The 12,346-nt window shown below is 61.8% G+C and carries 10 protein-coding genes; 6 read left to right on the top strand and 4 right to left on the bottom strand.

Annotated features, from left to right (window positions below):
* Positions 1-59: 59 nt before the first annotated feature.
* A complete protein-coding gene (gene araG / locus KHO31_RS13865; protein ID WP_201071655.1) occupies positions 60-1,610 on the bottom strand; it encodes an L-arabinose ABC transporter ATP-binding protein AraG in 1,551 nt (516 codons plus the stop codon).
* A gap of 100 nt (positions 1,611-1,710) precedes the next feature.
* A complete protein-coding gene (locus KHO31_RS13860; RefSeq protein WP_201071653.1) occupies positions 1,711-2,715 on the bottom strand; it encodes an arabinose ABC transporter substrate-binding protein in 1,005 nt (334 codons plus the stop codon).
* Between the two features lie 309 nt (positions 2,716-3,024).
* On the opposite strand from KHO31_RS13860, the gene KHO31_RS13855 reads away from it, so the two are divergent.
* Positions 3,025-4,002 (top strand): LysR family transcriptional regulator, encoded by a 978-nt coding sequence (locus tag KHO31_RS13855; RefSeq protein ID WP_201071651.1) that lies wholly within the window; start codon positions 3,025-3,027, stop codon positions 4,000-4,002.
* A gap of 151 nt (positions 4,003-4,153) precedes the next feature.
* The gene (locus KHO31_RS13850; RefSeq protein WP_201071649.1) at positions 4,154-4,708 is read left to right on the top strand and encodes a YaeQ family protein; all 555 of its coding nucleotides are present in this window, start codon (positions 4,154-4,156) and stop codon (positions 4,706-4,708) included.
* 133 nt (positions 4,709-4,841) lie between these two features.
* Here KHO31_RS13850 and KHO31_RS13845 read toward each other — a convergent pair whose 3' ends face one another.
* Positions 4,842-5,267 carry a VOC family protein gene (locus KHO31_RS13845; RefSeq protein ID WP_201071647.1) on the bottom strand — a complete coding sequence of 142 codons (426 nt, stop codon included), beginning with the start codon at positions 5,265-5,267 and terminating at the stop codon, positions 4,842-4,844.
* A gap of 394 nt (positions 5,268-5,661) precedes the next feature.
* On the opposite strand from KHO31_RS13845, the gene ada reads away from it, so the two are divergent.
* From ada to KHO31_RS13825, 4 genes are all read left to right on the top strand, one after another.
* Positions 5,662-6,837, top strand: a complete 1,176-nt coding sequence (ada, locus tag KHO31_RS13840; protein WP_201071644.1) for a bifunctional DNA-binding transcriptional regulator/O6-methylguanine-DNA methyltransferase Ada — start codon at positions 5,662-5,664, stop codon at positions 6,835-6,837.
* Positions 6,834-7,751: a DNA-3-methyladenine glycosylase family protein gene (locus tag KHO31_RS13835; RefSeq protein WP_201071643.1), complete on the top strand. Its 918-nt coding sequence runs from the start codon at positions 6,834-6,836 to the stop codon at positions 7,749-7,751. The genes ada and KHO31_RS13835 overlap by 4 nt, the downstream gene beginning before the upstream one ends.
* A gap of 219 nt (positions 7,752-7,970) precedes the next feature.
* On the top strand, positions 7,971-9,587 hold the full coding sequence (gene gshA, locus KHO31_RS13830; protein WP_211623561.1) for a glutamate--cysteine ligase: 1,617 nt from the start codon (positions 7,971-7,973) through the stop codon (positions 9,585-9,587).
* Between the two features lie 252 nt (positions 9,588-9,839).
* A complete protein-coding gene (locus tag KHO31_RS13825) occupies positions 9,840-10,343 on the top strand; it encodes a hypothetical protein (RefSeq protein ID WP_201071640.1) in 504 nt (167 codons plus the stop codon).
* A 401-nt stretch (positions 10,344-10,744) separates the two neighbouring features.
* On the opposite strand, the gene KHO31_RS13820 is transcribed toward KHO31_RS13825, so the two are convergent.
* Positions 10,745-12,307, bottom strand: coding sequence for a DHA2 family efflux MFS transporter permease subunit (locus KHO31_RS13820; protein ID WP_201071637.1), 1,563 nt, complete (start codon positions 12,305-12,307; stop codon positions 10,745-10,747).
* Positions 12,308-12,346: the final 39 nt, after the last annotated feature.

Here is a 12,346-nt window from a genome sequence, read left to right as displayed (position 1 = left end):
GATTCAGTTGCCGTCGGTTGCCTTGAGTTGCCTTGAGTTGCCTGATGAGCGCGGCATTCCTAGCGAGGCAGCGCGAGCTTGATCAGCGCATCGGGCGTGGCCTGCGCCTTCGGCAGATTGCCGACAATGCGGCCTTCCTTCATCACGATCACGCGATCCGCTACGCCGATCACTTCGGCCAGATCACTCGATACGACGATGACCGTGCGTCCGGCTTCGGCCAGCCCATACAGCAAGCCGTAAATCTCGCTGCGCGCGCCGACGTCGATGCCACGCGTGGGCTCGTCCATCAGGAACACGTCGATGTCTTCAGCGAGCCAGCGCGACAGGATGACCTTCTGCTGATTGCCGCCGGAGAGCGTGCCGATTGGCGTGTCGCCGTTGCGTGTCTTGATCGCTAGCTTGCCGATGAACTCCCGGGTGGTCTGTGCTTCCTTGCGGCCGTTGAGCACGCTGAAGCGACTGAAGTGGCGACGGCAACTGATGTTGAGGTTGTCCGACACCGAGGCGATCGAGACAATGCCTTCCTGCTTGCGATCTTCCGGACACAGTGCGACGCCGGCACGCACGGCATCGCGCGGCGTGGCGAAGCGCACGCGCTTGCCTTTGAGCATGATCTCGCCGGAAGCCGGTTTGACCGCGCCGTAGATGAGCTTCATCAACTCGGATCGTCCCGCGCCGACCAAACCGAAGAAGCCGAGGATTTCGCCTTTACGTGCGTTGAACGAAGCCGGTTCACGTAAGCCACGTCCCATCAAGTCCTTGACGTCGAGTTGCACGCCACCGAGTTCGCGTGAGCGGTAGCCGTACACATCGGCGATCGAACGGCCCACCATGCAGCTGATCAGACGATCGCGATCGAGTCCGCCGCCGGCTTCGATCGTGTCGATGTGGCGGCCGTCGCGAAACACGGTCACGCGGTCGCACAGTTCGTAGACTTCGTCCATGCGATGCGTGACGTAGATGATCGCGCGGCCCTCGGCCTTCAATGCACGGATGATCCGAAACAGCTGCGTGGTTTCGCGTGACGACAACGAACTGGTCGGTTCGTCGAATGCGATCACTCGCGCATCGCGCATGAGCGCCTTGCCGATCTCGATCATCTGCCGCTGACCGATCGAGAGATTCTTCACTTGCTGCGATGGATCGATTGTTTCGCCGAGTCGTTCCAACTCACGCACCGCACGTGCAACGAGCGCCTTCTCATCGAGCACGCCGAAGCGGTTGGGCAGGGCACCGAGCATCAGGTTTTCAGCAACTGTCAGTTCGGGCACCAGATGCAGTTCCTGATAGATGATCGCGACGCCCGCCGCGATGGCCGCCCTGGTGGTGACGAACTGCTGCTCGACGCCATCGAGCGACAGCGTGCCCGCCGCCGGCTGATTCACACCGGACAGCACCTTGAGCAACGTGGATTTGCCGGCGCCGTTTTCGCCCATCAAGCCGTGTACTTCGCCGCGCCGCACGTCGAGCGATACCTGGTCGAGCGCGAGCACGCCGGGAAAGCGCACGGTGATGCCGTCGAGTCGCAGATACGGATCAGCCGGCGTAAGGGTAGGCGAGGGCGCTTGCGCGGGCGGCGCCGTTTCGCCAGTGTGAGAAACCGTCATCGAAAGCCTCTAGCGGGTGGACAATCTGTGCGGGCCGCTCTCGCGATAGCGTTATAGCCTTAGCGTGATACGGCCCGCAGCGTGCAGACTCGAATACCCCTTAAATTCCGAGCTCTTTACGCACGTCCTGCCAGTTGCTGCGCACCATCAGCTTGCCGGTCGTTTGCGTGTCGGCGGGCGGCTGCTTACCGTCCTTGATCCACTCGACGAGGTTCTCCGTGCTCTCCTTGCCGTGCATCGTCGAGCTCACGGCGATCGTGCCGTAGAAGCCAGTCGGTTCCTTCTTCTGGAACTCGGCAAACGCTTCGCCCGCGCCGTTGATGCCGACGCCGATCACATCCGCCGCCGGAATGTGCAGTTGTTCAGTCGCGCGAACGCCGCCCAGCACGCTTTCCTCGTTGAGCGCGAAGATCACCCACTTCTTGATGTTCGGATGCTGTGCGAGCACCGGCGACGACGCGTTGAAACCGCCTTCGTCATCGGTGGTCTTTTGCGGGGCGTCGAAGATGTTTTCCTTCTTGAAGCCGCCGGCCAACAGCGATTCCGTTGCGCCGTCGGTGCGCAGTTTGGCGGTCGGCAGTTCGTAGTTCGTGATGCGCAGCGCGCCGACTTCTTCCGGCTTCCAGCCGCGGCGCTTCATCTCTTCGGAGATCGCGGTGCCGACCTGATTGCCGATCTTGAACGCGGACATGCCCAGATGCGGCACGTTCGGCAGCGGCTTGCCGGTGGAGTCGACCAGTTGATCGTCGACGGTGACGAACTTCATGTTGTAGCGCTTCGCGCGCGCCTCGATCGCCGGTCCGAGTCGCACGTCGGGCGCGCAGATCACGAAGCCTTTGGCGCCTTGAGCGCCGAGGTTATCGATTGCGGCCAGCACTTTTTCGCCGTCCGGCGTGCCGATGTTGACCACCGAGAAGCCGTCCTTCTGGCCGAGCGCGGTGGCGGCTTTCTGTTCGTTGATGAACCAGGCCTGTTCCGGCATCTTCACGAGGAAGCCGACTTTGAGCGGCTGATCCGCGTGCGCGGAGAATTGCGCGGCAAAGGGTGCGGCGAGCGCCGCGGCGGCGATCGCGGATAGCGTCAAACGGCGAAGCTTGCTGGTCATACTTGTCTCCTGTCGATCCGGAGTTAGCGCTTTAGCGCTTACTCCGGTCCCATGCAACGTAGTTGCTGAGGTTTAAAGGCTGCGTTGGTTTCGTTTATTTGCAGCACGGGGATTCACGGCGGCGTCAGCCGGGGCGTGGATGAGCGTCGGGGTGAGTGGTGAGAAAGCCCACGAATGGTATGAGCCGCCCCAATAACTTTCCAATCCCTTTTTAGGCCATACCGATATCAATTCCGATATGGCATGATGGAGACTTAAGGACGGCAAATCGTCCGAGAGACAGTTTCAAGCCGCATAGGGAGACTGGCCATGACGCGTAGCTACTCGAACTGGTTCGTGCGAGCGAGGCTGAAGACGCGACAGTTGCAGCTGCTCGCGGCGATGGAAGAGGAGGGTAATGTCCGGCGTGCCGCCGACGTGCTCGGCATGACCCAGCCCGCCGCGTCACGGCTCCTGAAAGAGCTGGAGGACATGCTGGAGGTCAGTCTGTTCGACCGCACGCCGCATGGTATGCGCGCCACGTTGTACGGCGAGGTGATGATCCGTCACGCGCGCATGGTGCTCTCGAATCTCAGCCACGCGCACGAGGAAATCTCGGCACTGCGCGCCGGTCTGGCCGGCCAGGTGCGCATTGGCGTGATCGCCGCGGCCGCCGCGACGATGGTGCCGCGCGCCATCGCCAGCGTGAAGGAACGGTATCCCCAGTTGCAGATCTGGGCGGAGGTGGAAACGTCAGACGTCATGCTGCCGAGGCTCGCCGAGGGCGAACTGGATATCATGATCGGCCGGGTATTGGAACGGCAAAACCAGTTCAATGACGAAGTCCGCTACGAACCGCTCGCCGACGAGCCCCTGTGTGTGGTGGCGCGTCCCGGCCATCCTCTCGAAAATGAAACAGGTTTGACACTGCGGGGCATCGTCAATGCGAGCTGGGTTTTGCACCCACCGGGCAGTGTTCTGCGTCATCGTTTTGATCTGATGTTTTCGCAGATCGGACTCAATCCACCCCAGAATGTAGTCAATACGAACAATTTTCTGGCGATTTCAAGCTTATTACTTCAAAGCGACATGTTGGCGGTTTTACCTGTTGAAGTGGCGCGCCAGTACCAACAGTACGGTGTTCTCAAACAGGTACCGATCGATTTACCGTGCAGAATGGATACATTCGGTATCATCACGCGCCAGTCGCATCTGCTTTCGCCGGCGGCCTCGGTCGTGCTCGAAGCCTTGCGGGAGGCCGCTGCCGAGGTCTATGGCACTGCTTTCGAGCCGGTAGTGGCGCGATAAATGCTTCTCCTATTGCGATAGTTGCAATAGCAGCCGACGTTCGGCTCGGGAGGAACATGCGATGTATAACAAACACGGAAAACGGCAACGCGCCGTCGACGACTCTTTTTCTGTTCGCTCCGGTGGAGCGAGCGCCTGGTTTAGTAACGGCATGGCTCTCAAATCGACGATTTACAAGGCGGAACTTCAGATCGCCAACATGGACCGGCACTACTACGCCGACCATTCCCTGACGATCGCCCGCCATCCCTCGGAAACCGACGAACGGATGATGGTCCGCGTCGCCGCGTTTGCGCTGTTCGCGCAGGAACGCCTCGAATTCTGCAAAGGTTTGTCGGACGTCGACGAACCGGACCTCTGGCAGAAGGACCTCACCGGCGCGATCGAAACATGGATCGAAGTCGGGCAGCCGGACGAACGGCGCATCGCCAAGGCGAGTGGCCGCTCGAACGAAGTGATCGTGATCGCCTATGGCGGCCGCACGTCGGACATCTGGTGGCAAGGGGTGCGTAGCAAGGTCGAACGCATGCGCAATGTGACGGTATGGACGCTCGGCGAAGACATCGCCGCCGCGCTCGGCAAGCTGGCCGAGCGAACCATGCGTCTGCAGTGCACCGTGCAGGACGGCGAAGCATGGCTCGGCAGTGCCGACGCTGATGCGGTGAAGATCGAGTGGACGGTGTTGAAGGCGCCCGCCAACGCCTGATATTGCCTGACAAGGCAAGTAGCGCTGGTACCGCCGTCGCAAGTACCGCGTGGGTTTGTCTACGCCGGTAGGCGCGTGTCTGCCTTGACGCCAGCGTATTGCACCGGCCGGTGGGCGGCGGCCACGCCCGTTGCTATAAGGACGTCACGCGCGCCGCTTCGGGCGGCCCTTTGAGTTCGACCATATTGCCTTCCGGGTCGAACAGATACAGCGACTGACCAAACCCATCCGCGCCATAGCGCAACGCCGCCTCGCCCGGCCGCGCGCCGTGTTCGGCCAGATGCGCCGTGAGCGCCTCGGCGTCGAACGGGTCAACGCGCAAACACACGTGGTCCATATTCCGCCCCGCGCCGGGCACACCGTTTTCGGGATGATCGAGCTTCCCGCCGACCTTTAACAGATCGATCAGCGAGCGCCCCGCGCGCAATTGCGTCAAGCCCAGATCAGGCTGCTCCTTCTCGACGCTGCAACCGAGCACCTCGCAATAAAAGCGCGTCATTTCCGGAACGTTCGACGCCCGAATGACGATGTGATCGATTTCGCGAATGTGGATTTTCATGTCGAACGCCCCTTGGCTGGTTCGCAGAACGGGTGATTAGCCACCAGTGTAGAAGAAAGGGCGGCGCAGCGAGAGCGGGCATGAGCCGACCGCGGAGGGCCGGATCAGATGTTCAGACGAAAAAAAGCCCGCTCTATGTGGAGCGGGCTGAATCCATATCAGGAGGAGACATGGAGGAGACAAGGACTAATATACACATGAGGTTGGTGCGACGCAATAACTTTTTAAGGGAAAACCCGATATCGTGCCAAATTGTCGCAGTTTGAGGCGAAACGAGCGCCTGGCGGGGCTTCGGGTCTACGAGGAAGCGCAATGACAGAGCAAGAACCGGAGCGTAGTGTGTTGGCATGCGGCCTACATTGGTGAGCATCGACACCGCCTTTCCGGGACCATCATGAACCGCACCGACCCTATCGACACCGGCAGCGAAACCGCCGTCGGCACCACTAGCTGGACCACCGACGCCGAACGTTGGGAAGCCGTCACCCGCCGCGAGCCGCAGGCCGACGGCGCGTTCTTCTACGCCGTCAAAACGACGGGCGTGTTTTGCCGCCCGTCGTGCGCGTCGCGCCAGCCGCGCCGCGAAAACGTCGCTTTCTTCACCGATGCAAACGCCGCGCGCGCCGCGGGCTATCGCGATTGCAAGCGTTGCCAGCCCGGCGGCCTGCCGCGTGAGCTGGAAATCGTCAATCGCGCGTGTGCCGCACTGGATGCCGATCCGCAGCAACGCCTCACGCTCGCGCAATTGAGCGACGCGGTGCACGTCAGCCCGTTCCACCTGCAACGCCTGTTCAAGCGCGTGGTGGGCGTGTCGCCCCGGCAGTATCAAGCCGCGCAGCGCGGCGCCGCGTTACGCGATGCGCTGCACAGCGGGTCTGACGTGACGCGCGCCACGCTGGACGCCGGTTTTGGCTCACCGTCGCGGATGTACGACAGCGCCTCGGCGGAATTGGGCATGGCGCCGTCCGCGTTTCGCCGCAAAGGCGCCGGACTCACCGTGCGCTACGCCAGCGCGCCGACCTCCCTCGGCTTCGTGCTGGTCGCCGCAACCGACAAAGGCATCTGCAAAATCGGTTTCGGCGACGATGCCGCGATACTCGCCAACGATTTGCGCGGCGAGTTCATCAACGCCGATCTGGTCGAAGACGCGGCGCGGCTTGCACCGTTTATCGCGCAGATCGACGCTTATCTACGCGGCACTCGCCAGGACTTCGACCTGCCTCTGGATATCGCCGCCACCGCGTTCCGGCAGCGCGTATGGGACGCGCTGCGGCGCATTCCCTACGGTGAGACGCGCAGCTATTCCCAGATCGCGGAAGCCGTCGGCTCACCCCGGGCGGTGCGCGCTGTGGCAAGCGCATGCGCGACGAATCCGGTCGCGTTGGCGATTCCATGCCATCGCGTCGTGCAAAAGGGCGGGGCGCTGGCGGGGTATCGCTGGGGCCTGCCGCGCAAGGCCGCGTTGCTCGACAACGAAGCCCAGCACGCAGGCGACGTTTCGCGCGATGAATCCAAGCGCCGCGAGCACGCGGCCATTGCCACCACCACCAACCTGGACCACGCCGCGTGAGTACGCTTGACGACGTCGCAACACTCGAACTGCCGTTCAAACCACCCTTCGACTGGCCGCGCCTGCTGCGCTTTTTCGGCGGCCGCGCGACGCCGGGCGTCGAAGCGGTCGAAGACGGCGCCTACCGCCGCGCAATCGACTGGGCCGGCGACAGCGGCACGCTGAGCGTGCGCCTGCATCCGCGCAAGCGCTGCATCGTCGCGGACATCGAAGGTCCCGCGAGCCGTCATGCCGACGCGCTCGCCGCGCCGATCGCGAGGATGTTCGACCTGCGCGCCGACCCGAAGAAGATCGGCAACGAACTGGCCGCCGACCCATGGCTCGCGCCGTTGATCGAAGCCGTGCCGGGCTTGCGCGTACCGGGCGCGTGGTCCGGCTTCGAGCTGGTGGTGCGCGCTATCGTCGGGCAACAGGTCAGCGTGAAGGCGGCGACGACCATCATCGGACGGCTCGTGCAGCGTGCCGGCGAGCGCATTGAAGGTCATCCGCATGAGAACACCGCGTGGCGCTTTCCGACGCCTGCCGCACTGGCGGCTGTGGATCTGGAAAAGATCGGCATGCCGGGTAAACGCGTAGCGGCCTTGCAAGGCTTCGCCCAGGCGGTTGCTTCGGGCGACGTACCGCTCGATAGCAACGTCGCCGATGCCGACAGCCTGCGCGCAGCGTTGCTCGCACTGCCTGGCATCGGTCCGTGGACAGTCGAGTATGTGGCCATGCGTGCATGGCGTGACGCTGACGCCTGGCCTGCATGGGATCTCGTGCTGATGCAGTCGATCTGCGCGCGCGACCCCTCGCTCGTGCGACCCACGCAGCAACGCACTCGCACCGACGCGTGGCGGCCGTGGCGTGCGTATGCGGCTATGCATCTATGGAATGAGGTGGCGGATCGGGCCGGCGCCGCGCGCGGCGGCTGAGCGCGCGTGGTACTCGGGGGAGCAGGGCCGGCCGTTTCGTCCTGAAAATAGGCCGGGTTGTGTCGTCCGAGGGCCCGCCGAAGCGGCCTCAAGCAGCCGTCGTGGCGAGATGTTAAAGTGCCCGCTACCCGAAAATTCCGCCGAACGTTGTCAACCGCGCAGTGCTGCATGTATGCAGTGAAGCGGCACATGGCGGCCGACAACGCCCGACTTGCATCAATGCCAAACACGACACCTTCCCGTACGAACGACGCGTTATCGCACCGCCTGTCCGTGCTGACCTCAGGCCCGCAGCGCGACGCGCTGATACGCGGCCTGCGCGGCATCGAAAAGGAAAGCCTGCGCGTGACGCATGACGGCGGGCTCGCCATGACGCCGCATCCGCGCACGCTTGGGTCCGCGCTCACGCATCCGTCGCTCACCACCGATTATTCCGAAGCGCTGCTCGAACTGATCACGCCGGCTGAGCACGACGTCGCGACCACGCTTGAGAAGCTCGATACGCTGCATCGTTTCGTCTACGCCGAACTCGGCGACGAGATCTTGTGGAACAACTCGATGCCGGGCCTGCTGCCCGAAACGGACGACGGTATTCCGATCGCGCATTACGGCACCTCGAATATCGGCAAACTGAAGTACGTGTACCGCATTGGCCTGGCGCTCCGTTACGGCCGCACAATGCAGTGCATTGCAGGCATCCACTACAACTATTCGCTGAACGAAGAAGTGTGGCGGGTATTGCATGCCGACCAGCAATCCACGGCAAACGCCGTCGATTACCAGTCCGACCGTTACCTTGCGCTGATCCGCAATTTCCGCCGCACAAACTGGCTGCTGATGTACCTGTTCGGTGCGTCGCCGGCGCTGGATCGCCGATTCCTCCGCGATCGCAAACACACGCTCGACACGTTCGACGCCGACACGCTGTATCGCCCGTACGCGACCAGCTTGCGCATGAGCGATCTCGGCTACTCGAACACGACCGCGCAAGCCGCGCTGCACGCCGACTACAACACACTACCGGGCTACCTCGACGCGCTCTCGAAGGCCGTGAGCCAGCCGTATCCCGCGTATGAAGCGATCGGCACACAGCGCGACGGCGAGTGGGTGCAGATCAACACGAACGTGCTACAGATCGAGAACGAGTTCTATTCGACGATCCGTCCGAAGCGCGTCACGCATCCGGGCGAGCGTCCGCTGCATGCGTTGGCTGCGCGCGGCGTGCAGTACGTCGAAGTACGCTGCATGGACATCGATCCATTCGAGCCGATTGGCATTTCGCTGGAGACGTCTCGTTTTCTGGACGCTTACCTGCTGGTCTGTGCGCTCGACGACAGCGCGCCGCTGCCACCGGAAGCGTATGCGGAGGCAAATCAGAACTTTGGCCGCGTAACGATGGAAGGCCGCAAGCCGGGCCTCGAACTGACGCGCGACGGCAGCCCGATCGCGATGATCGATTGGTCGAACGAATTGCTCGTCAAGATCGACGCAGCTGCGGCCACGCTCGACGCATTGCACGGTGGCGACGAGCACGCGCGCGCCGTAGCGGTTCAGCGCGCGAAATTGGCGGATGCATCGCTGACGCCGTCTGCACGCGTAATGCAGACGATGCGCGACAAACAGCAGAGCTTCCTCGAGTTCGGCCTCGAGCAAAGCGAAGCGCACGCCGCCTATTTCCGCTCGCGTCCGCTGGATGCTGCGCAGACCAAGGAGTTCACCGACCTTGCTGCGCAGTCGCTTGCAGAGCAGGCCAAACTTGAACATGAAGAGGTGGGTTCATTCGACGCATTCGTCGCGGCATACCGCGCGTACACGTTGAACCGGTTTAGCGTCTAAACGACGAAGCAGGAAGTAGGCTAATGCCGTTCGGTTAACACTGAACGGCATTTTCATTTGTGAAACAGGAAGCGGCCTTGGAGGCCGCTTTTTCATTGCGCATAGGTAACGTCTACGGAAAGCCGAGCCGGACCTCCGACCACACCGGCAAAATCTCCACTTGTTTGGCGATTCGTCGATGCCTATGAAACACCCTGCTCGGGATGCGGTCCAACTTGGATGACCCGCTCGAGAGAGGGAGGCTTCAACGTGATGAAAAAAGGTCTATTGGCCGTACTGTGCCTGGTGGGGGCGGCGGGATGTTCGACGCAGGGGCAGGTCGATCCGGACGTCATGCAGATTGCGACAACGCCGTTGACGTGTTCGACAAAAACCGAGTGTGACGTCTGGTGGCAGCGTGCGCAGACGTGGGTAACGAGTCATTCGAAGTACAAGATCGAGTCCGCGACTGACACGCTGATCCAGACTGCGGGCCCGGAGGGTGGCAAGCGCGCCTTGGCGTATCAGATCACGCGCACACCGAACCCGGACGGCACTGCGACGATTGGATTTGCGGCACATTGTGATGGCGCGATGGGTTGCAAACCGAACCCATGGGAGGCGGGCGCCGACTTCAAGGAATACGTACGAGGCACCTCCCCGGGCGCGCCGCAGAGCGGCGGGAACCCGTCGCAACCTGCGCCGGCAGCGACGCCCTCGGACGCATCGCGGGGACAATCGGTCCCGGGAACGAGAGGGGAAGAGGTAACCCAGTGAGGGAGGGAGAAAACCGGTAACGCAGTCGGCGAGGAGAAAGCGCTCACGCACCAAACGCGAGCGTAGTACTGAGAAACTCGCCACAAAAAAACGCCGCGACCGTTTTTAAGAACGACGCGTCGGCGCGCGCAGCGCCGCCGGAAGAATGACTGCTGTGTCACTGACGCCGAATGTGCGAGAACACAGATTCCAGATGCACCACTACCGCAACTGTGCGGGGGACCCGCTTAAGAATTGGCGGTGTGACCCGCTTTCTTTTGCCTACTTTTCTTTGCGGCATGCAAAGAAAAGTAGGTGCCCGCCCCGCACAGGGGCGACGCTAATAGACCACTAAGAAAACAAGGAAAGGCCAACGCCACAGGCAAACAGACAAAAGCGCCGAGCAGGCAAAAACCCAAACCTCAATGCCCCATAGAAGCCCCAACCCCCTTCCTGGGTTTAGTAACCCAAACAAGCACAGCCAACACAAGAAACGCCGCACAAGAGATGCGGAAAAAATCATTAGTGGCCATCATATAAGCCTGCGCCGTAACGACCTGATTCAACTGAGCGGTGAGGCTATCCCCAGAGAGCCCAAGCCCGGCCAACGCATTGGTATAAGCATTGGTATTAGCCGCATAGACGTTCACCGAATCGGTCAACATCGCATGATGGTAAATCGTGTCGTTCTCCCAGTAAGTCGTACTAATAGCCGTCCCAATAGCCCCGGACAGAGTCCGAAAAAAGTTCGACAACCCGGAAGCACTGGCGAGCCGCTCATCCGACACGCTGGACAGCGTGATAGTCGTCATCGGCACAAAGAAACAGGCGACCCCAATCCCTTGCACCAACCGCGGCCAGATCACATGATTGAACGGCACATCGAGCGTAAAAGTCGAGTTCCAGAACGACACAAACGCAAACACGATGAACGCAAAACTCGCCACTACGCGAAGGTTTAGCCGATGCATGTTCTTGCCGATCATCGGCGACAAAAACAGCGCAAGAATACCGACCGGTGCCGTCGCCAAACCGGCGAGCCCAGCGGTGTAACCCATCACTGTTTGCAGCCAGAGCGGGAAAATCACCACCGACCCGAAGAACGCCATAAACCCGAACGAAATAATCACCACGCCAAGCGCGAAGTTCCGATCCTTGAATAGCGAGAGATCGACAACGGGCTCCTTCTCCGTCGTCTCCCACGCCAGCATGAACGCAATCGACACAACCGCGATGATCGCCAGCACGACGATAAACGTTGAGTTGAACCAGTCGCGATCCTTGCCGAGGTCTAGAACCATCTGCAGGCACGACACGCCGATCACAAGCAACGTGAGTCCGACCGCGTCGATACGCTGTTTGGTGACCTTGGTCTCGCGGCCGCGCAGCAGCAGAAACGCGCACACCGCTGAGAACACCCCGATCGGTACGTTGATATAGAAGATCCACGGCCACGTGTAGTTGTCCGTGATATAGCCGCCCATCACGGGTCCGAAAATCGGCGCGCAAATCACAGTCATCGCCCAGAGGCCAAGCGCGAGCCCGCGCTTCTCCGGTGGGTACGAGCGCATCAGAATCGTCTGCGAGAGCGGAACCATCGGTCCGGAAACGAGCCCTTGCAGGAGCCGGAACGCGATCAGCGACTCGAAGTTGTGCGCGAAGCCGCACAGCGCCGAGGCGATCGTGAACAGTAGAACGGACAGCGTGAACAACCGCACTTCGCCGACGCGCCGCGCAAGCCACCCGGTCAGCGGCACCGCAATAGCCGAAGCTACCGAATACGATGAGATGACCCAGGTGCCCTGACTGGTCGCCACGCCGAGGCTGCCGGAAATGGTCGGCACAGCGACGTTCGCGATCGATGTGTCGAGCACTTCCATGAACGTGCCGAGCGCGAGGCCGACGGTGAGCAATGCCAGCGCCCCGCCTTTGAGCGGGGCCAGTCCGGCGGCAGGTGGGGCTTCGGCGGGAGCCGTGGCAGCCATGTGTGTTTCTCCTCAGCTGGGAAAGCTTGTCGCGGCAGC

Origin of the sequence: Paraburkholderia domus, assembly GCF_905220705.1 — a bacterium.
In the GTDB taxonomy this organism is placed as follows: domain Bacteria; phylum Pseudomonadota; class Gammaproteobacteria; order Burkholderiales; family Burkholderiaceae; genus Paraburkholderia; species Paraburkholderia domus.
This window is presented reverse-complemented; position numbering and strand designations above follow the sequence as displayed.

Bases quoted from the DNA above. Each gene is read 5' to 3' on its own strand.
- araG (WP_201071655.1), bottom strand. From the start codon at position 1,610: ATGACGGTTTCTCACACTGGCGAAACGGCGCCGCCCGCGCAAGCGCCC.
- KHO31_RS13860 (WP_201071653.1), bottom strand. From the start codon at position 2,715: ATGACCAGCAAGCTTCGCCGTTTGACGCTATCCGCGATCGCCGCCGCG.
- KHO31_RS13855 (WP_201071651.1), top strand. From the start codon at position 3,025: ATGACGCGTAGCTACTCGAACTGGTTCGTGCGAGCGAGGCTGAAGACG.
- KHO31_RS13850 (WP_201071649.1), top strand. From the start codon at position 4,154: ATGGCTCTCAAATCGACGATTTACAAGGCGGAACTTCAGATCGCCAAC.
- KHO31_RS13845 (WP_201071647.1), bottom strand. From the start codon at position 5,267: ATGAAAATCCACATTCGCGAAATCGATCACATCGTCATTCGGGCGTCG.
- ada (WP_201071644.1), top strand. From the start codon at position 5,662: ATGAACCGCACCGACCCTATCGACACCGGCAGCGAAACCGCCGTCGGC.
- gshA (WP_211623561.1), top strand. From the start codon at position 7,971: ATGCCAAACACGACACCTTCCCGTACGAACGACGCGTTATCGCACCGC.
- KHO31_RS13825 (WP_201071640.1), top strand. From the start codon at position 9,840: ATGAAAAAAGGTCTATTGGCCGTACTGTGCCTGGTGGGGGCGGCGGGA.
- KHO31_RS13820 (WP_201071637.1), bottom strand. From the start codon at position 12,307: ATGGCTGCCACGGCTCCCGCCGAAGCCCCACCTGCCGCCGGACTGGCC.